Origin of the sequence: Paraburkholderia gardini, assembly GCF_907164545.1 — a bacterium.
Classification (GTDB): Bacteria; Pseudomonadota; Gammaproteobacteria; order Burkholderiales; family Burkholderiaceae; genus Paraburkholderia; species Paraburkholderia gardini.
The window spans coordinates 23,929-44,417 of record NZ_CAJQZB010000001.1; the positions used below are offsets into that span (position 1 = coordinate 23,929).

General features: G+C 63.1%; 17 protein-coding genes. 13 read left to right on the forward strand and 4 right to left on the reverse strand.

Annotated features, from left to right (window positions below; translation table 11 throughout):
- The first annotated feature begins 33 nt into the window (after positions 1–33).
- From preA to hydA, 3 genes are all read left to right on the forward strand, one after another.
- Positions 34–1,353 carry an NAD-dependent dihydropyrimidine dehydrogenase subunit PreA gene (gene preA / locus LPA37_RS00090; protein WP_229010962.1) on the forward strand — a complete coding sequence of 440 codons (1,320 nt, stop codon included), beginning with the start codon at positions 34–36 and terminating at the stop codon, positions 1,351–1,353.
- Positions 1,354–1,426: 73 nt separating this feature from the next.
- Positions 1,427–2,938, forward strand: a complete 1,512-nt coding sequence (locus LPA37_RS00095) for an NCS1 family nucleobase:cation symporter-1 (RefSeq protein ID WP_229010964.1) — start codon at positions 1,427–1,429, stop codon at positions 2,936–2,938.
- Positions 2,939–2,991: 53 nt separating this feature from the next.
- Positions 2,992–4,443, forward strand: a complete 1,452-nt coding sequence (gene hydA / locus LPA37_RS00100) for a dihydropyrimidinase (RefSeq protein ID WP_228975939.1) — start codon at positions 2,992–2,994, stop codon at positions 4,441–4,443.
- A gap of 86 nt (positions 4,444–4,529) precedes the next feature.
- Here the strand turns inward: hydA and LPA37_RS00105 are convergent, their stop codons facing one another.
- The gene (locus tag LPA37_RS00105; RefSeq protein ID WP_229010966.1) at positions 4,530–5,036 is read right to left on the reverse strand and encodes a GAF domain-containing protein; all 507 of its coding nucleotides are present in this window, start codon (positions 5,034–5,036) and stop codon (positions 4,530–4,532) included.
- A 285-nt stretch (positions 5,037–5,321) separates the two neighbouring features.
- On the opposite strand from LPA37_RS00105, the gene LPA37_RS00110 reads away from it, so the two are divergent.
- The 8 genes from LPA37_RS00110 (at position 5,322) to LPA37_RS00145 (ending at position 10,832) form a co-directional block, all read left to right on the forward strand.
- Complete coding sequence (locus LPA37_RS00110) at positions 5,322–6,254, forward strand: LysR family transcriptional regulator (RefSeq protein ID WP_228975935.1); 933 nt, start codon at positions 5,322–5,324, stop codon at positions 6,252–6,254.
- 319 nt (positions 6,255–6,573) lie between these two features.
- Positions 6,574–7,350: an amino acid ABC transporter substrate-binding protein gene (locus tag LPA37_RS00115; protein WP_228975934.1), complete on the forward strand. Its 777-nt coding sequence runs from the start codon at positions 6,574–6,576 to the stop codon at positions 7,348–7,350.
- 41 nt (positions 7,351–7,391) lie between these two features.
- The gene (locus LPA37_RS00120) at positions 7,392–8,072 is read left to right on the forward strand and encodes an amino acid ABC transporter permease (protein WP_228975931.1); all 681 of its coding nucleotides are present in this window, start codon (positions 7,392–7,394) and stop codon (positions 8,070–8,072) included.
- A complete protein-coding gene (locus tag LPA37_RS00125; RefSeq protein WP_228975929.1) occupies positions 8,069–8,836 on the forward strand; it encodes an amino acid ABC transporter ATP-binding protein in 768 nt (255 codons plus the stop codon). Before LPA37_RS00120 ends, LPA37_RS00125 begins: the two co-directional genes overlap by 4 nt.
- Positions 8,837–8,965: 129 nt before the next feature.
- Complete coding sequence (locus LPA37_RS00130) at positions 8,966–9,280, forward strand: hypothetical protein (RefSeq protein ID WP_229010968.1); 315 nt, start codon at positions 8,966–8,968, stop codon at positions 9,278–9,280.
- 322 nt (positions 9,281–9,602) lie between these two features.
- Positions 9,603–9,971, forward strand: a complete 369-nt coding sequence (locus tag LPA37_RS00135; RefSeq protein WP_228975925.1) for a response regulator — start codon at positions 9,603–9,605, stop codon at positions 9,969–9,971.
- Positions 9,972–10,114: 143 nt separating this feature from the next.
- Positions 10,115–10,522 carry a hypothetical protein gene (locus LPA37_RS00140; RefSeq protein WP_228975923.1) on the forward strand — a complete coding sequence of 136 codons (408 nt, stop codon included), beginning with the start codon at positions 10,115–10,117 and terminating at the stop codon, positions 10,520–10,522.
- Positions 10,523–10,643: 121 nt separating this feature from the next.
- Positions 10,644–10,832 carry a hypothetical protein gene (locus LPA37_RS00145; RefSeq protein ID WP_228975921.1) on the forward strand — a complete coding sequence of 63 codons (189 nt, stop codon included), beginning with the start codon at positions 10,644–10,646 and terminating at the stop codon, positions 10,830–10,832.
- Here LPA37_RS00145 and LPA37_RS00150 read toward each other — a convergent pair.
- Complete coding sequence (locus LPA37_RS00150) at positions 10,827–12,710, reverse strand: glycosyl transferase family 1 (protein ID WP_229010971.1); 1,884 nt, start codon at positions 12,708–12,710, stop codon at positions 10,827–10,829. The two genes, LPA37_RS00145 and LPA37_RS00150, sit on opposite strands and share 6 nt — an antisense overlap.
- Positions 12,711–13,118: 408 nt before the next feature.
- Here LPA37_RS00150 and LPA37_RS00155 point away from each other — a divergent pair, with 408 nt between their 5' ends.
- Entirely contained in the window at positions 13,119–17,123 is a 4,005-nt protein-coding gene (locus LPA37_RS00155) for an ESPR-type extended signal peptide-containing protein (protein WP_229010972.1), read from the forward strand.
- 82 nt (positions 17,124–17,205) lie between these two features.
- Positions 17,206–18,294: an OmpA family protein gene (locus tag LPA37_RS00160; RefSeq protein WP_228975910.1), complete on the forward strand. Its 1,089-nt coding sequence runs from the start codon at positions 17,206–17,208 to the stop codon at positions 18,292–18,294.
- A 72-nt stretch (positions 18,295–18,366) separates the two neighbouring features.
- Here LPA37_RS00160 and LPA37_RS00165 read toward each other — a convergent pair whose 3' ends face one another.
- Positions 18,367–19,623 (reverse strand): DUF3443 domain-containing protein, encoded by a 1,257-nt coding sequence (locus tag LPA37_RS00165; protein WP_228975908.1) that lies wholly within the window; start codon positions 19,621–19,623, stop codon positions 18,367–18,369.
- A 13-nt stretch (positions 19,624–19,636) separates the two neighbouring features.
- A complete protein-coding gene (locus LPA37_RS00170) occupies positions 19,637–20,101 on the reverse strand; it encodes a DUF2844 domain-containing protein (protein WP_229010974.1) in 465 nt (154 codons plus the stop codon).
- Between the last annotated feature and the right edge of the window lie 388 nt (positions 20,102–20,489).

Genomic DNA, 20,489 nt, shown 5'->3' on the forward strand with positions numbered 1-20,489 from the left:
CGATAAAAAGCGTTTCACCCCACGGAGCCAGATATGGCCGATCTTCGTTGCACCATCGCCGGCATCACGTCGCCGAATCCTTTCTGGCTGGCCTCGGCGCCGCCCACCGACAAGGCTTATAACGTCAATCGCGCCTTCGAGGCGGGCTGGGGCGGCGTCGTATGGAAGACGCTGGGCCTCGACCCGCACGTCGTCAACGTGAGTTCACGCTATGGCGCGGTGCAGTGGAACGGTCAGCGCATCGCTGGCCTGAACAACATCGAACTGATCACCGACCGTCCGCTCGACGAAAACCTGCGCGAGATCGCGCAGGTCAAGCGCGACTGGCCCGATCGCGCGATGATCGTCTCGCTGATGGTGCCGTGCAACGAGCGCGACTGGAAATGGATCCTGCCGCTCGTCGAGGACACCGGCGCCGATGCGGTCGAACTGAACTTCGGCTGTCCGCATGGCATGAGCGAGCGCGGCATGGGCGCGGCGGTGGGGCAGGTGCCGGAATACATCGAGATGGTCACGCGCTGGGTGAAGGAAGGCTCGCGCCTGCCGTGTCTCGTGAAGCTCACGCCGAACATCACCGACATCCGTCTCGGTTCGCGCGCCGCATACAAGGGCGGCGCCGATGGCGTGTCGCTCATCAACACGATCAACTCGATCGTCGCCGTCGATCTCGACGCGATGGCGCCGATGCCGACCGTCGACGGCAAGGGCACGCACGGCGGCTATTGCGGTCCAGCGGTCAAGCCGATCGCGCTGAACATGGTCGCGGAAATCGCACGCGACGCGGAAACGCCGGGCCTGCCGATCTCGGGCATCGGCGGCATCACGACATGGCGCGACGCGGCCGAGTTCATGGTGCTCGGCGCGGGCAGCGTGCAGGTATGCACCGCCGCGATGCACTACGGCTTCCGGATCGTCTCCGATATGGCGGACGGCCTCTCGAACTGGATGGACGAAAAAGGCTACGCGACGCTCGACGAGATTCGCGGACGTGCCGTGCCGAACGTCACGGACTGGAAATTCCTGAACCTGAGCTACGACATCAAGGCGCGCATCGACCAGGACAAGTGCATCCAGTGCGGCCTGTGTCACATCGCGTGCGAAGACACCGCGCATCAGGCCATCCTGCGCGAGAAAGACGGTGTGCGTCATTTCGAAGTGGTCGACGCGCAATGCGTCGGGTGCAATCTTTGCATGCATGTGTGTCCGGTCGATCAGTGCATCACGATGGAGCGCGTCGACGCGGGTGCGTATTCGAACTGGACGACGCATCCGAACAATCCTTCCGCGGCGAACGCCAACGCCGCGACGCAGGAAACCGAAGCACCGGCACCTGTATCCGCACAAGCGGTCTGATGGTTGACATGCGCGCTGGACGCATCGCACTGAATGACGATGCGCCAGCTTTTCGACAATGGGAGAGTCTTTGATGAACCAGTCTGTGGGTACCAGCGATTCGCTACTGCAACCGGCGGCACGCAACAGCTCGCTCTATAACGACGATCTCGCGCCAACCGGCAAGTCGCAGCGCACGTGGAAGTGGTATCACTTCGCGGCGCTGTGGGTCGGCATGGTGATGAACATCGCGTCATACATGCTCGCGGCCGGCCTGACGGAGCAGGGCATGTCGCCATGGCAGGCCGTCTCGACGGTGCTGCTCGGCAACCTGATCGTGCTGGTGCCGATGCTGCTGATCGGTCATGCCGGCGCGAAGCACGGCATTCCGTATGCGGTGCTGGTGCGCTCGTCGTTCGGCACGCAGGGCGCGAAACTGCCCGCGCTCCTGCGCGCGATCGTCGCGTGCGGCTGGTATGGCATCCAGACGTGGCTCGGCGGCAGCGCGATCTATGTGCTGCTCAACATTCTCACCGGCAATGCGCTGCACGGCACGCCGCTTCCGTTCATCGACATTTCGATCGGACAGGCCGCGTGTTTTCTCGCGTTCTGGGCGTTGCAGATCTACTTCATCGTCAACGGCACCGATTCGATCCGCTGGCTTGAAAGCTGGTCGGCACCGATCAAGGTCGTGATGTGCATCGCGCTGGTGTGGTGGGCGACATCGAAAGCGGGCGGCGCGGGTTCGATGCTCTCGACGCCTTCGCAGTTCGTCGCCGGCGGCAAGAAGGCGGGTCTTTTCTGGGTCACGTTCTGGCCTGGCCTCACGGCGATGGTCGGTTTCTGGGCCACGCTCGCGCTGAATATTCCCGACTTCACGCGCTTTGCAAGGACGCAGCGCGACCAGATGGTCGGCCAGGCGATCGGCCTGCCGGTGCCGATGGCATTGCTGTCGGTGATCTCGGTGGTGGTCACCTCGGCGACTGTCGTGATCTACGGCAAGGCGATCTGGGACCCGATCGATCTGACGAGCCGCATGACGGGCGTCGGCGTCGGCATCGCGCTCATCATCCTGACGCTTGACACGATGTGCTGCAATCTCGCGGCGAATCTCGTCGGCCCGGCTTACGATTTTTCGAGCCTGTGGCCGAAGGGCATCTCGTACAAGGCCGGCGGCATGATTACCGCGACGATCGCCATCGTGATGATGCCGTGGAAGATTCTCGCCACCACGCAGGGCTATATCTTCACGTGGCTCGTCGGCTATTCGGCGCTGCTCGGGCCGGTGGCCGGCATCATGATGGTCGATTACTTCCTGATTCGCGGCACGCGTCTCGATCATCACGAACTGTTCGACGAAAACGGCGAATATTCCTACACGGGTGGCTGGAATATCGCGGCGGTGGTCGCGCTGGTGACCGGCGTGCTGCCGAATCTGCCGGGCTTTCTGCACACGGCGTTTCCCGCGGCTTTTCCGAACGTGCCCGAGATGTTCAACACGCTCTATACGTATGCATGGTTCGTGGGCCTCGCGCTGGCGGCCATCGTCTACGGCGTGTGGATGAAACTCGGCAAGCGCGCAAGCCCGCGTATCGCCCGCGCGTGAGCGGGCGGTGATGGATGTATGGCGGTCGAGGGTCAACTGAAGGAGACGGCAGCATGGCAACCCTGATTCGTGGCGGGACGGTAGTCGACGCCAACCAGACTTATCGCGCCGACGTGTTGTGTCATGACAGCGCGGAAGGCGGCACGATCGCGCAGATCGGCGTCGATCTCACGGCGCCCGCCGGCGCGACCGTCATCGATGCCGGCGGGCAGTACGTGATGCCAGGCGGCATCGATCCGCACACGCACATGGAACTGCCGTTCATGGGCACGACCGCCAGCGACGACTTCTATAGCGGCACGGCAGCCGGTCTCGCGGGCGGCACGACGAGCATCATCGACTTCGTGATTCCGTCGCCGCGTCAGCCGTTGATGGCGGCGTTCAACGAATGGCGCGGCTGGGCGGAGAAGGCCGCATCCGATTACGGCTTTCACGTCGCGGTGACATGGTGGGACGAATCGGTGCATCGCGACATGGGCACGCTCGTGCACGAGCACGGTGTATCGAGCTTCAAGCACTTCATGGCCTACAAGAACGCGATCATGGCCGACGACGAAATTCTCGTGAACAGCTTCGCACGCGCGCTCGAACTCGGCGCGCTGCCTACCGTGCACGCGGAAAACGGCGAACTGGTGTTCCAGTTGCAGCGTCAGTTGCTGGCGCGTGGCTTCACGGGACCGGAGGCGCATCCGTTGTCGCGGCCGCCGGAAGTGGAGGGCGAAGCGGCCAATCGCGCGATCCGTATCGCGCAGGTACTCGGCGTGCCGGTGTATATCGTGCACGTGTCGGCGAAAGACGCGCTCGACGCCGTGATCCGCGCGCACAGCGAAGGCCAGCGCGTGTTCGCCGAAGTGCTTGCCGGCCATCTCGTGATCGACGAATCGGTGTATCGCGACACCGACTGGGGACGCGCGGCCGCGCACGTGATGAGCCCGCCGTTTCGCACGAAGGAGCATCGCGATGCGTTATGGCGCGGCCTGCAGGGCGGCCATCTGCACACGACGGCGACGGATCACTGCGTGTTCTGCGCTTCGCAGAAAGCGATGGGACGTGAAGACTTCACGAAGATCCCGAACGGATGCGGCGGCGTCGAGGACCGCATGTCGATTCTCTGGCATCACGGCGTGAACACCGGGCGCCTGACGCCGAACGAGTTCGTGCGCGTGACGTCGACCAACGCCGCGCAGATTTTCAACCTCTATCCGCGCAAGGGCGCGGTCGAAGTGGGCGCCGACGCGGACCTCGTCGTCTGGGACCCACAGGCGACACGCACGATCTCCGTGAAGACGCATCACCAGAACGTCGACTTCAACGTGTTCGAAGGGATGAACGTGCAGGGCGTGGCGACGCATACGCTTTCGCGCGGCTACGTGGCGTGGGCCAACGGCGATCTGCGGGCGCAGCGTGGCGCGGGGCGCTATTTGAAACGGCCGCCGAACCCGGCGTATTTCGAGGCGATCCGGGTTGCCAATCGCCTCAAGGAAGTGGAGCCGGTGGTACGTTGAGCGTGCGCGTATCGCGCGGTACACGGCAGTGAAAACCGGATGTCCATTCAGGGCATCCGGTTTTTTTATGGTGCGAGGAAAACCCGCTACAGCACGGCGCCCGCGGGCGCGAGCGTCGCAACCAGCACGGCGGCGACGGCCTCGATGCCGTCGCGGTCTTCCTCGGTGAAACGGGCGGTTAGCGGGCTGTCGATATCGAGCACGCCAAGCACCGCGCCATCGGGCATCACGAGCGGCACGACCAGTTCCGAGCGCGATGCCGAATCGCACGCAATATGACCGGGGAACGCCTGGACGTCCGGTACGAGTTGCGTCTCGCGGGTTTGCGCGGCGGTGCCGCATGCGCCGCGACCCATCGCGATACGCACGCAGGCGGGCTTGCCCTGAAACGGCCCGACGACGAGTTCGCCTTCGACGAGAAAATAGAAGCCTGCCCAGTTCACATCCGGCATCGCGTTAAAGAGCAGCGCGGAAAGATTCGCGGCGTTGGCGACGAGATTCGTTTCACCGGCGAGGAGACCGCGCGCCTGCGCAGTCAGCTCGATATAGAACTCGCGTTTTGGCAACGCGGCGGAGACGGTTCCCTGAAACATGATCGTATGTCCTGCGTGGTCGGTGCATGAAAGGCGCCGGGCCGCATTTGCGCGACCGGGCCTGTGATTCTCCCACCTTTGGCGCGATCCTGCCGCGCACCGCGACAGCGCTGTGCATGGCACTGTTTTCCTCGCGTCTGTAAGCATTCTGGACCGCCTGCCACGCGTTTGTCCGCCGACGCCTACAATATTCCTGCACGCCTTCATGCATCGGGGCGTCGTCACGTTTCGCGCGTTCCGGCTGCAGCGCGATCAACTGCACGTGCGACGCGCAAAAGGACGTTCATGGATCATCTCGAATCGCTGCGTGTCTTCTGCACCGTGGTCGAAGTTCGCAGTTTCACGCGTGCGGCGCAGGTCCACGGTCTTTCGACGCCCGCTATTTCGCGCTCGGTGAGCGAACTCGAATCCCGCATGGGTGTACGCCTCTTTCATCGTTCGACGCGGCATATCTCCACAACCGAAGTCGCCGAACAGTTTTTCAAGGGCTGTTCGCGCCTCCTCGCGGAACTCGACGTGCTGGAAGCGCAGGCGCGCCACGGCGTCAGCGAGCCGACGGGCGTGCTGAGAGTCGTGGCGCACACGACAGTCACCGTGAATCTGCTCGTGCCGCTGATAGCCGGATTCAAGAAGCAATATCCGACGGTGCATCTCGATCTCACGCTGAGCGAGCGGCCCGTCGATCTGATCGAAGAGGGCTACGATCTCGGCATTCTGCTGCCGTTCATGCTGACGACCGACCAGATGATCACGCGCCCGCTGACGCGCATCGCGATGGTCGTGGTGACATCGCCCGACTATCTGAAGACGCACCCGCGCCCCGACACACCGGACGATCTCGCGCGGCACGAATTCGTCGCGCTGTCGCCGTCGATCCAGGGTTTGCCGCTGCGTTTCCGGCGCGGCGATGAAGAGACGTCGGTCGATCTGAACGTCGAGATATCGACGAACAACGCGACGTTGCGCAAGGAGATGGTGCTGCACGGATTCGGGCTTGGCGCGTTGCCGCGCTCGCTGGTCGAAGACGAACTGCGCGACGGCCGGCTCGTGCCTTTGCTGGAAAACTACGAACTGGTCGACAGCGACATCGAGTTGCGGCTGGCATACAGCAACCGCAAGTTCATGCCCGCCAAGGTGCGTGCCTTCGTCGACTACGCGATGGCCTTTTACGACGTCGCGCCCGTTGAGGATGCAGCGCAGGGCGAACCCGCACGCTAGCCGTCCGGCAGCGGTGCTGTGGCCAGATCGAAACCGGGGCGGGCCCGGTTTGTATTCCGGCATGAATCATCCCGACGCTTCGGGCTTCCACAATTTTTGTTTCGTGATACGTTTCACCGCGAAAAGCAAGACGCTGGCACAATTTAGGGTCTCAATGCACCGCGATCGCTTTATAACCAGAAGAAATATTGATCTCCTTTGAAATGCTTTGTGGAAATAAGGCCCGTTTGCTACAGTCCGCTGCGCACTTCGGACCGGTAGCATCGCCAACACGCAATGCACGTTCAGGCTGGACACACAACACCAAGAGGACTATTTGATGAAATCGATTCGTTCCATTCTGCTGATCGGCCTGCTGCAGGCAGTTGTCGCAACGTCGGCGTTCGCTGCCGACGAACTCGCGCAGATCAAGTCGGCCGGTGTCTTCAAGATCGGTACGGAAGGCACGTACGCACCGTTCACGTTCCATGACGCATCGAACCAGCTGACGGGCTTCGACGTCGAGATCGGCCGCGCGATCGCGCAGCGGCTCGGCGTGAAGGCGGAATTCATCGAAGGCAAGTGGGACGGCCTGATCGCCGGCCTCGACGCGAACCGTTACGATGCCGTCATCAACGAAGTGTCGATCACCGATGCGCGCAAGGCGAAATACGATTTCTCGAGCCCGTACATCACGTCGCATGCGGCGCTGATCGTGCGCTCGGATAACACCACCATCAAGACGTTCGACGACCTGAAGGGCAAGAAATCGGCGAATACGCTGACCAGCAACTTCGGCAAGATCGCGCTCGCGCATGGCGCGGATGTGGTCGCCGTGCAGGGCTTCAACGAATCGGTCGATCTGCTGACGTCGGGCCGCGTCGATGCGACGGTGAACGACTCGCTGTCGTACCTCGACTTCAAGAAGCACAAGCCAGACGCGAAGGTGAAGATCGTCGCGCTGGACAATACCGACAGCGACCAGTCGGGCGTCCTGATCCGCAAGGGTAGTCCGGAACTGCAGGCCGCCATCAACAAGGCACTCGCCGACATGAAGGCCGACGGAACCTACGACAAGATCTCGATCAAGTACTTCGGCAAGGACGTATCGAAGTAATGCCCGAGAATCCTGAGAACCCTGGGAAGCGGGCCTGAATCATGCCGGCATGGCTGCATTTGATGGGTGGGTCGCTCTGGCCCCTGCTGTACGCGGGGCTGGTGTTTACCGTGCCGCTCACCCTGATTTCCTTCGTGCTGGGTCTGGCGCTGGCGTTCGCCGTCGCGCTGATCCGGCTTTTCGGACCCGGCTGGGCCGTCGCCATCGTGCGGTTCTACGTCTGGCTGATTCGCGGTTCGCCGTTGCTCGTGCAACTGTTCGTGATCTTCTACGGGCTGCCGAATGTCGGGATCGTGCTCGATCCGTTGACGGCGGCCATCATCGGTTTTTCGCTGAACGTCGGCGCCTACAATTCCGAGGTGATCCGCGGCGTCATCGAATCGATCCCGAAAGGGCAGTGGGAAGCCGCCTATTCGATGGGGATGACGCGCGGCCAGGCGCTGCGTCGCGCGATCCTGCCGCAGGCGGCGCGCGTGGCACTGCCGCCGCTGTCGAACTCGTTCATCGCGCTCGTGAAAGACACGTCGCTAGCCGCCGTGCTGACCGTGCCGGAAATTTTCCAGGCTGCGCAGCGCATCGCGTCGGTCACGTATGAGCCGCTCATTCTGTACTCGGAAGCGGCGTTGATCTATCTGGTGTTCAGTTCGGTGCTGTCGTCGGCGCAGGTCAGGCTCGAACGACGCTTCGGGCGCCACGCGCTTTTCACGGGTGGTAACGGATGATCAAGCTGCAGAAAATCGAAAAGTACTTTGGCGATCACCGGGTGTTGAACGCGGTCGATCTCTCGCTCGCCCAGGGCAACGTCACGGCGCTGATCGGTCCGTCCGGCAGCGGCAAGAGCACACTCCTGCGCTGTGTGAACCTGCTGGAGATTCCCGAAGCCGGCACGCTCGAACTCGGCGACCAGCGGCTCGAATTCAGCCGCACGGAAAAACCCTCGCGCGACGCGGTGCTCGCGATCCGTCGGCGTACCGGCATGGTGTTCCAGAATTTCCAGCTGTTTCCGCATCGCACGGTCATCGAAAACGTGATGGAAGGGCTCATCACCGTGCAGAAGTGGGACGTCGCGCGCGCACGCACGCGGGCGCACGAACTGCTGACGAAAGTCGGCATCGCCCACAAATCGGACGCGTGGCCTTCGACGCTCTCCGGCGGCCAGCAGCAGCGCGTCGCGATTGCGCGGGCGCTGGCGCCTTCGCCGGACGTGCTGCTGTGCGACGAGCCGACCTCGGCGCTCGATCCAGGGCTCGCCGCGGAAGTCGTCGACGTGCTGCGCCAGCTTGCGAAGGAAGGCATGACGATGCTGATGGCGACGCACGACCTGCGGCTTGCCGCATCGATCGCGCGCGACGTCGTGTTCCTGACCGACGGCGCGGTGGTCGAATCGGGTCCGGCGCGCGACATCTTCACGCGCCCGGGGCGGCCGGAAACCGCCAGCTTCGTGTCCACACTCACGCAAAAGCTGCCGGACAGCTGGGACGACTGATCCCGGCTTCGAAGCGCGGAGGCAGCAGGTGAACGAGACGGTCGGGACGTTCCGCCTGCCGGCGGCCGCGCACGCGATTTCCATCGTCTACACTGGATGAGTCGATCCACGATATCGAAGGAGTCGAGCATGTCGCGATCATCCCGGCTGTTGTCATCTGTCGTTTTCGTCGCGCTGTGCGCGGCGACAGGACCGGTTGTTGCACAGGGACTTTCCGTGCCCGACGATCTGAGTCTGCCGGTCAACAATCCGAAGCTCATGCCGAAGGCGCCGCTGGGCAGCGAATATCCGTCGCACGGAAACCAGCAGGCCGGTGAGATGAACCTGAATCCGACCGATCCGCGCGCGCAACTCGTCAACGGTTTGCCGAACAATACGCAGGCCGGTGGCTACGGTTCACCGCTCGCGGGTGTGCGCACTTACGTGCAGCCGGCGGGGCCGTGACGTAGTGATGTAGCGACGAAGCGCGGTTCATATCCACGCAGGCGGGCGCGGACGTCGACGCGTTTTTTGAAGGTCAGGATGCCCGCCAGCGGCCGCGCCGGATGTGTATCCTGTGACACAAACCAGTCAGATCGACGCCACTCCGGATGCTTTCAGGTTAAAGGCAAAATGGGCCCTGCAAACGCCTGGCCGCGGTGAACCGTTGCCTGTGGCGGCACGGCAATCGCGCAGCCGATGCCGGATGATTAAATCACTCCCGCGGGAACAGTCGTTGCTGACGACAGCGTTATGAAAGAACACGCGTCAACGCGTCGGGAGTTCCATGTGCACTGTTTTACTGGCTGACGACAACGTCCACGACATAGAAGCGCTCAAGCGCGTTCTGGAGCACGAAGGGCATCGGGTGCTGACTGCCGATAACGGCGCCGAGGCGTTGCTTTCGGTGCAGCGCGAGCGCCCGGACGTCGTGATCACGGACTGGAACATGCCACTCATGGACGGCGTCCAACTGTGCTTCCAGATGAAGCGTCAGCCGGCGCTGGCGTCGATTCCGGTGATGATGGTCTCGGCCTCCTCGCCGCCGGGTATCAGTGCCGCGCCGTGGACCGTTTTCTACCGCAAGCCCGTTTCGATGCATCGTCTTCTCGAACGCGTCGGCGAACTCGTACCCCCGCAGCCAGCGAAGGGTTGATTCGTCGACGATTTCATCGAGGCCGGGGCATCCGTTTTGCGTTTTCCCGCAGCCGGTGAATTCCGGCGCATGGCGGCCGATGCGGGGCATGCGTGGGGCGCCCGTGCGATACAATTGCCGGCGGCCTGAACAACGGAAAATCAATGAAGATTCGGACTCTATCTCTCGCCTGTGCGATGACTGCTGTGATGCTCTCGGCAGGATGTACGGCCGTCTACAGGAATTCGGACGCGTGCGAGCAGATGACGCGTGAGAAACTCGCCGAAAAGTATCCGCAGAAGCTGACGGTTTCGCATACCGGCGCGGCCATTCGCGGTGAGCGGGTCGTCGTGGAAGGTCAGTTCGAGGCGCCGCCCAAAGCGGCGTCCGGGGTGGCGGCTTCGGGCGTCGTCGCCGCTTCGGGCACGCCGGCGGTTGTTGCAACCGGCAAGAAAAAGAAGGTCTACACCGCCACGGCTGCGGAGTGCATATTCTCCGGACCGGATCTGACAGCGTTTCGCTGGCTCGCTCCAGCCGATCTCGCGAATCCCGACGACGAAGCGTCGGAATAAAATCTCCCTGTGAATACGTGTGGCACGGCGGGGCCTGGTTCACAGTGCTACGATTGAACCACCGCCGACCGGGAGGACCATGATGGACGGCTTTGTCAGACATCAGATAGAAGGCGCGTCGGTGGACATCGACGTTGTGCCTGTCAATCCGCGTGGCTTCTGCGCGCGGTTCCGCATTTTTCGCGACGCGGCCGACCGGCCCGAGTGGCACCAGGTTCACATCTCCGGAAGCGTGTTCGACACGGCGGACGAAGCCGAAGAAGCGGCCCGCTCGATGGCGCTCGAAAAGGTGCTGGCGCGCGGTTCATAGTACGGCGGGCATCGCCGGCTGGGCATTCGCCGGATGCCTGTGCCGCGCCGACCGTACGCACCGGGCCAGCCGTTCACCAAATTGCGCCGCATTTCCCGCGAAGAAGCGCTCAACCGCTTTCCCGTCGATCAGCCGCTGGCGCAGCGTCTCGCGCTCGCCGTGGTCCGTCGCCAGCCGGGCAGCGGCTTCGATATACGCATCCACCGTTCCGGCTATGGTCCACGAAGGCATGCCCGCACGCGTGAACATCGCGCCGTCGATATGCTCGAACACCTCGGGCCCGGTCTTGCAGACGCCCGGCAGGCCGACCGTGAGCGCATCGACGATGCCGTTTGTATTGCCGAACGGGAACGGGCTGATAAACATGTCGGCGTCGTTCACGCGCGCGAGATAGGCCGGGTAATCGTGAAAGCCGTGAACATGCGCGCCCGGCAGAACGCGTGCGATGACTGTGCGCATGTGCGCGTGCTGCAGTCCGTTGCGTGTGCCTGTCATGAAATGAAACTGCACGGGCACGCCTGCGCGCTTTTGAATCCGCGCGCAGGCTTCGAGAAAACGTGGATTGATCTTCATGGCGCTCGCCGTGACGATAATTTTCACGACGCCGCGCCGTGCCGGCACGCGCGGGACAATTTCCGGAAGCGCGGCTGACGGACGATAGGGCTGCCCGTCGACAGGAAGCGTCAGCAGCGTTTCGCTAAAGCATGCCGGGTCGCCGACGTAGTCTTCCTCGACGCTCACATAATCGATCTGCGCGGAGTGCGTGGTGGCCGGATGGCCGAGTCCCGCTACCTGCAACGGCGCGACACGCAGATTCGACAGGAACACCGTCAGCACGAACATGCCGACGCTCGGCATGTACAGCACCTGCGCCTCGTGGGCTTTTGCGAATTCGCGGATCGTGCCCAGGCACTCGCCGATATAGTCGGGCTCCTCCAGTTCGATGAACCGGTCGAATATCGCGCGCCCCGCAGCATCGACGGCATACCCGAAACCGAAACCGACAACCTCGAAATGCTGCCGTGCCGCTTCGATTGCACGCGAATGGGTGCGGTAGATCGAGTGGCCGCCCGAAAACCATTCCACGACAACGATCATCAGCGGCTTTCGACGGCCGCGCCCGGATGGCCGTCCCGACCCAGGGTCGAGGTCCGCGAGGCCCAGCCGCGCGAGCTTGCGCCGGACCAGCACGTTGACGTCCTTTTTTATTGCGTGCCGTGCCGGTGAATCCGCGTAGCTGCAATACATATAGACGTTGTGCAGGATGTCCGTTGGCAGCGCGTCGAGGTCGTCGATCTGTGCGAGCTTGCCGGGCAACCAGGCGAGCAGCGCCTCGCGTTTGGCGTGCGCGGCAGGCGAGCCCTGGAATTCGGGTGAGAGCAGGGCGAGCGCGAGTCCCGCGGCGAGTGCGCTGTTCCTGACCCAGAGCGCGTCGAGATCGAGCGCCAGATCCGACTCGTTCGAGTAGAGCAGCCAGCGCTTCGAGCGGGCCGGGCCCTGGCGCGGGGTGGTGGCGTCTTGCGCACCGCGCCCGTCCAGATAGCGCGCGACGTGGTCCGCATTCCCCAGTGCCGTTGCCGCGAAGATCGCACCGATCCACGGATGCAAGCCCAGTAAGGCCGCGTATTGCAACGGCGTGGGGATGCAGCCGGGATTCGCCAGTAGCGAACCCGCCGCGCCCGCAAGACGGGTGAGAAAGCGCTCATGCTGCCCGGCTGCAGTCAGCCCTGTCATCGACGATGCGCTGAAATCGTCGCCCAGTTCGCCGTGCCTTGCGCGCAGATGGGCGAGGATCGCGATGAACTGGTCGAGCGCATGGCCGGTCTCGCCGGTATGCACGCGCTGCTCGAGCAGGTCGAGGCACAGGTTCTGAGGCATGTTCATCCACATGATAAATCTGTATGACTAACTAAACGGCGTGGTCGGATACCCATCGACATCCGCTGCATTCTCGCAGAAACCGGACCGCCTGTGCGTCGATTCCAGGAATTTGGGAGTTTTCTTGTATCTGATAGATGACCCGATTTGTAGGATTCGATTGTCGTACGTGTAGGGGAATTCTGTCCTGCGCGTCGGTGTGGCACTTTCGGGCACGTCATGCTTTTGCGGATCGCGGGCGGGCCGGCGGCGGGCGCATGGCGATCGTGTGCGCGGCCTGGTTCTTGTTCTGTTTCTGTTAATTCGGATTGCGAATGACGTGTTGATTCTATGTGGCTTTTCAGGTCGAAGAAGCCGCGTTGACACCGGCTGTCGTCCGGGCAGTCACTACTCGTCTTAAGGTATCAAATGAATAAATCGCACCGCGTCGTCTGGAACGACGTCACGAACACGTGGGTCGCTGTGTCGGAACTCGCTACGGCAAGACGGAGTAAGGCTTCACGGCGGGCCGGCGTGGCCGTGGCCATGGCTGGTCTTGGCGCGATGACGCTTGCGCCCTCAGCCGGCGCTGTTGAAGCGGAAGACGCCAGACAGATGCAGACCATGCTCGCTACCTTGCTTGCCGGGTCGGTCGCGACTACACAGACCCCTGTGCTTACCGCCGCGCCTGACCCGACGATCTATATCGCCGTGAGCCCGAACGTGACACAGGGCAACGCGACGCACGCCAGCGATGCGACGAACGCAATGGCCATTGGCCCGGTATCGTCGGCCATCGGCGAAAACTCAACGGCGATCGGCGCCGGGTCGTTCGCGGCCTACGACGGTTCGACGGCGGTCGGTGCAACGGCGGGGGCGCTCGCCCTGAACGCGACCGCGATCGGAAGTAGCGCCACGACTGGTTCGGACGCGGAAAACTCGGTATCGATCGGTCACTTCGCGAAAACGTACGGCGCAAATACATTGGCACTGGGCGGGTTGACCACCGCGCGCGGTGAGGATTCCGCTGCTATCGGCACGAACGCGATCACGGCCATCGAAGCGGACCGTTCGATGGCGCTTGGGGCGAATGCCGCGGCAAACGTGAGCGATACCGTGGCACTGGGTAGTGCGTCGGTTGCTGATCGCGAGTTCACCGTCTCGGTGGGCAACAGCACGACACAGCGGCAGATCGTCAACGTGGCGGGCGGCACCCAGGACAACGATGCGGTGAACGTCACGCAGTTGAAGGGGGTGATCAACGCGATGGGCGGTGGCGCGGCACTGAATCCGGACGGTTCGATGACGCCGCCCGCCTACACAGTGGGCGGTGAGACGTACACAAACGTTGGCGACGCGATCACGCATGTAGATGGTGCGGTAACGAACGTGTCGAACATTGTCAACAACATCGAGAACGGCGCGGGCATCAAGTACGTGCACGTGAACTCGACACTCGATGATTCGAGCGCCGAGGGTGTGGACTCGGCTGCGATCGGCGGCAACGCGCGCGCCACGGCCGACAACGCGGTCGCGCTCGGTGCCAATGCAGTCGCAGACCGCGCGAACACGGTTTCCATTGGCGCGGCGGGCAACGAACGTCAGCTGGCCAACGTCGCGGCCGGTACGGCGGATACGGATGCCGTCAACATGTGGCAGTTGCGGCAGGCCGGCATCAACACCGACGGCGATGGTAACGTCACGAACGCGTTTGTCACGTATGACGACACGTCGAAAGGGCACATCACGCTGGGCGGCGCGGATTCCGCTGCCCCGGTTGGCATCTCGAACCTCAAGGCGGGCGCTGTCGCCGAAAGTAGTCAGGATGCGATCAACGGTGGGCAGTTCTACGGTCTGGCGAGCAGTGTTGCTGACGCGATCGGGGGCGGCGCGAGCGTCAACCCGGATGGCTCGATGACAGGCCCGACGTACAACATCGGGGGCGACACCTACACGAACATTGGCGATGCGATCACGCATGTCGACGGCGCGGTGACGAACGTCACCAACGTGGTCAACAACATCGAGAACGGCGCGGGCATCAAGTACATGCACGTGAACTCGACACTCGATGATTCGAGCGCCGAGGGTGTGGAGTCGGCTGCGATCGGCGGCAACGCGCGCGCCACGGCCGACAACGCGGTCGCGCTCGGTGCCAATGCAATCGCTGATCGTGCGAACACGGTTTCCATTGGCGCGGCGGGCAACGAACGTCAGCTGGCCAACGTCGCAGCCGGTACGGCGGATACGGATGCCGTCAACATGTGGCAGTTGCGGCAGGCCGGCATCAACACCGACGGCGACGGCAACGTCACGAATGCGTTTGTCACGTACGACGACACGTCGAAAGGGCACATCACGCTGGGCGGCGCGGATTCTGCTGCCCCGGTTGGCATCTCGAACCTCAAGACGGGCGCGGTCGCGGAAAACAGCGGAGACGCGGTTAATGGCGGGCAGCTGTACAACCTGGCTAACAGCGTCGCGAGTGCGATGGGTGGCGGCTCGGCTGTCACGCCCGACGGCGCCATCTCGCCACCAACGTATACGGTGGGTGGCGACACCTATCAGAGCGTGGGTGACGCGATCACGCACATCGATGGCGATGTGACCAACGTGATGAACGTGGTCAACAATATCCAGAACGGCGTGGGCATCAAGTACTTCCAGACACGCTCCACATTGGCGGATGCCGTGGCGAGCGGAGACGAGTCGATCGCAATCGGCGGCAACGCGCAGGCGAGTGCGGATAATTCCGTTGCGCTGGGCGCCAACGCCACGACTACAGCCGATCTTACCCAGGCAGCGTATCGGCCTGGCTCGGGCACGGTGGCGGGTGCTGTGCCCGTCGGTGAAGTGTCGGTCGGGTCGGCTGGCAATGAGCGTCGTGTGACGAACGTTGCAGCGGGTGCGGCAGATACCGATGCCGTCAATGTGAGCCAGCTGAAATCGGTGGTCGCGGGCAGCGTCGCCGACGCGGTGATGTACGACGATCCGGATCACACGGGCATTACGCTGGGTGGCTCGGATTCCACGACACCCGTACATCTGGGTAACGTCGCGTCGGGTCAGGTGGTGGCCAACAGTACCGATGCCACGAACGGTGGCCAGATGTACAACCTGGCCAGCACGGTCGCCGATGCGCTTGGCGGGGGCACCGCTGTCAATCCGGACGGCTCGATTACGCAGCCCACGTACATCATCGATGGCGACACGTACCACAGTATCGGCGACGTGGTGACGAACATTGACGGGCGCGTGACGACCAACACGAATTCGATCACGAATCTCACGCAGATCCTGAACAACATCACGAACTCCGGCGTCAGCGTGAAGTATGTGCACGTCAATTCGACGGGCGACGATTCGGTCGCGTCGGGCGCCGATGCCGTGGCAATCGGGGGCAATGCACGGGCGGGTTTCGATAACTCGGTGGCGCTCGGGGCGAATTCGACGACGGACCGGGCCAATTCCGTATCGGTCGGCTCGGTCGGGCACGAACGGCAGATCACCAACGTCGCCGCCGGTACGGCGGATACGGACGCGGTCAACGTCGCGCAGCTGAAGCAGGCAGGCGTCATCGATGGCAATGGCAACACAAAGACAGCCGTCACCTACGACAGCCAGGACGGTGTGACTGACTACGCCAGCGTCACGTTTGGAAACGGCGCCGCGAATGGCACGGTTCTGCATAACGTCGGGACCGGCACACTCGATTCCGACGCGGTGAACGTCGGGCAGTTGACCGACGCGCTGGGGAAAATCTCGAACGACATCGCGAGCGGCGGCAGTCCGTTCCTGAGTGTGAACGGCGACCGCGACAACGAACCGGCACTGGCAAGCGGTACACACGCGGCTGCTCTGGGCGCGAACGCGGTAGCGAACGGCACCGATGCGGTCGCGTTTGGCGCGAACGCCAATGCCACAGGAAACGGCGCGACCGTGGTCGGGTCGGGCGCCAGTGTGCGAGCCACGAACGCGACGGCGCTTGGCTGGGGTAGCTCGGCGAGCGCCGATGGAGCGGTCGCGCTGGGCGCCGGCTCGGTGGCCGATCGGGCCAATTCGGTTTCGGTGGGCAGCGTCGGTGCCGAGCGGCAGATCACGAACGTGGCGCCTGGCACGCAGGGCACGGATGCGGTGAACGTCAACCAGTTGAACGCCGCGCTCGGCCAGACCAGCCAGTCGATCCAGGATCTCGACCGCAGTACGCGCAAGGGGATTGCCGCGGCTTCTGCGTTGCAGATCGTCACGCCGTACCTGCCGGGCCGCACGACGCTGAACGCGGGCGTGGCGGGCTATCGCGGACAGGCCGCGCTGGGTCTTGGCGTGTCGCGCTGGAACGAGAAAGGCACGATCAATTTCAACGCGGGTGTCGCGTCCTCGGGCAGCACCAGCACGATCGTGCGTGCCGGCATCGGCATCGTTCTTGGCGATTGATGGAATCCGGGCGTCCGGCACTGTGTGAGGGAGCGGGTGGCGCGATACATCGATTGATCGTCGCCCGTTCCGAAGGAAAGTTATGAAACACTCGATTCTCGCGGCAGCTATGGCTGCCGCGCTTACCGGTTGCGCGGGCACAGCTTCGCGCGATCAACTGAACATTCAGAACCCAACTGTGTTGCAGCGAGGTTTCGGTACGCCTCAAGACATCTCGTCGGGCGCGGCCACGAAGCAATGGACCGACGTCTACACGCAGATCAAACACCGTGGCGATGTGCTGGACACCCTGCAGGGCCGGCTCGATGCTGCTGGCCCGCGTAAAGACAGCTATGCGGGCGCAAAAGCGCAGTGCTGGATCAACGCAGGCAAGGAAGCGTTTGCTGCGCACGACGACTGGGGCTTCGTCGAAGAGGCTATCGGCGAGGCCGCGCGACTCACCGTAAGTCTGGACGCCGCGGATAGCGCTACGTCATCCACGGCTCAAGCGGCGGCGCAGTCCGAAGCACAGGCGAACCCCGCGCTTCGGACGGTGACAAAAGTGCGCCCAGACCTGTGGGAGCAACTGGCGAAGATTCGGGTCGATCCACGATTTGCCTGGTGTCCGCAGGCACGCAAGCTGGTCGCGTGCTCCGAAGTCGAACTCATGTACGCAGGCCATGAAGCCTGGACGCGTGCGTTCGACAAGGCGAAGCAGCGTACCGACGCGCTTCAGGATCAGGTCCGGGCCAGCGAGCAGGCGCTGTCGAGTTGTGCGGTGCCTGCGCCGCCGCTGCCGAAGGTCATGTCGCTCTCTTCGGACGCGCTCTTTGCATTCGACCGGGGCGATGTACCGGCCATCACGCCACAAGGGCGCGCTCAACTCGATGATATTGCGAACCGGCTGCGAGGTAGCGGGTTTACCGACCGCATGACCGTGTCGGGCTATACGGACCGGCTCGGCACTTCCCTTTACAACCTCAGGCTGTCGCAAGAACGTGCGAACTCGGTCAAGCAATACCTGATCAGCAAGGGTGTGACGATTCCGGTTGACGCACAAGGTTTCGGCAAGGCAGACCCAGGCACAGCATGTACAACGCGCAACCGGAAAGCCTTGATCGAGTGTCTGGCACCCGACCGGCGCGTGGATATCCGGTTCGTTGGGCAAAAGACCGTAACGCCCTCGCAGTAATTCGGGCGACAAGAAGCCACGTGCGGTGATTGATTCGCGCTCCGCGCCGATCAATCACCGCACATGGCCAGGCTAAAACGCGTAGTACGGACCGGGGCCGGCGGGTGTCGCACGGGAATCGATGGCCGTGAAGACCTTGCGTCCGAAGAAAAACGGCAGACCCCAGTCGAACACATTCCCTGCGGTACCGGCGAGGTTGTTGAACGCGAAGTTTGACGTCGCGAACAACGTCTGGGCGTTGCCGACCGGGAACGACTGGGTGTTCGTCGCGCTGTCGGTTCCCTTGATCGTGGCGACTGACGTTTGCGTCGATGTCGGGCAGTACCAGAGTCCGCAGACCTGTAATGTCGAACTGGTGAAGAAGAGTCCGTTAGAACCGCTATCGAAGAAGCTCTGCGTGTACGGCTTTCCGTCGACGGTCGTGGTGACGTAACCGGTACCCGAATTCGCCTTGAGAACCGTCACGCCATCCAGGCTGTTGTTTGCCTGCGTCCCGATGCCGAAAATCAGGGAGCCGGCTACGGACGGAGAGCCGGTGTCAGGAACAGCCGGCAGGTCGATGACGACACCGTTGTTGTCAAATGCAAAACGGCTGACAGGATTGGTCACCTGCGATGCGACGGGTTGCGCGGTGGATGTGCAGGTGCCGTCGGACCCACAGGCGTAGTACCAGCGCGGTAGCGCGGCGCGGGCGCAACTTGCGCCGCAATCCGCGGCAAAGAGTCCGATGCCCAGAATACCGTTGCCGTGAAGCGCGCCCGTTGTCATCAGTGCGAGCCCGGCGCTTCCGCAATCGGCGGGCACGGTCGGCACGGACGCGTCAGCAATGATGTGGACGGGCAAGGCCGCGGCGATTTCGCCGGCCATGCGCACGTCGGCGCTGCGCACCGCGCCCCATGTGTAGCCGGTACCGAACACCGCACACTGGCCGACTGTGCCGGTCGCCGAGGGCAGGGCGGGCAAGGTCAGGTCCGCCGGTAACGCGGAGGCGAGCAGGCGTAACCCCTGCGACCCCGTGTCGACCTGAATATTGTCGATGGTCGCGCAGTGATCCGTGCCCGGTTCGCATACTGTGACGCTCGTCATCAGCATGTTGCGCGTGAGTCCGGGCGTCGCACTTACGGTGACGGGCTGCTGGTTGGGAACCGTCGATTGCTGCACGGGAGGATTGACTGGCGTGCTCGCAGCAACCGGAGTCCCGGTGGGGGGTGTCGCGGAGGCGGGCGCGCCCGCGCCCTCACTGGTCGTTTCTCCCGTACCTCCGCCGCCGCAACCGGCGATTGCAGCGCAAAGCAGTAACACGCAGGGCAGAAACAGTCTTTTCGCCATTGCGTCGGCCCCTTTAGCGCAGGTCGTCGGCGGAGACGCCAGCGGGGAGTGCGCCGGGCAGCCAGGCGCGTCCCACGTAACTGCGCATCTGGCCACCCGATTCGACGACGACATCAGGTTGCGCAATGCGTGTCGCGTGAAGGGTGCTCGCGCTGGCCTGAGCGGACGCGGCGCCGTCGCGCCACGAATCGTAGAAGCTGCCGAGGAGTGTCTTCAGGTCGGGCATCGTCGGGCCTTGCCAGGTATAGGCGAAGACCTGTCCGGCGGGCGTCGTGTATTCGCTGATCGTTGTGCCGCCGTCGTCGGTTGTCGTTCGTACCTGGAACGAGCCGCTTTTCAGCGAATGCACGATGGCCGTGCCCGCAGCAGGGGGGCGCGCAGCCATGCGGCCCAGTTCCGCGTGGCACGCACCGGGCGCGCTCATTGCACCGGCCAGCACGGCGGCCCACACGGCGTAAAACGGAATGACCTTGCTCATTGATGTATCCGGGAGAGTCTTTTCAGGTGGTGTTGAAACGTTCATTTCAAGATAACACCTGGTTTTCCTGATTAATCTGAAGCCCTTTGAGAAGAATCTCGATCGGTCTCGGAATTTTCGGTGGAGGATGTCGGGAAATATCTTACAAAACAGGAATCTAGGACGATTTTTGGTGCAGTCCCGATTGCGCCCGGAATGATTGCCAACTGTTAATTTTTGGGCGTGTCGGAAAACGTTTGTGCCCGGTTCGGTGGGCCCTGGTTTTGAGGCGATTCGTCGCCCCCGTTTACCCCCAAATGCGGGTTTTTGCACTTCCGGGCGCGGGACCGGTAAAATCACGGGTTGATCCACGGAAACTTGCCGTGGCGTAGCGGAAGGATTCCCTGAA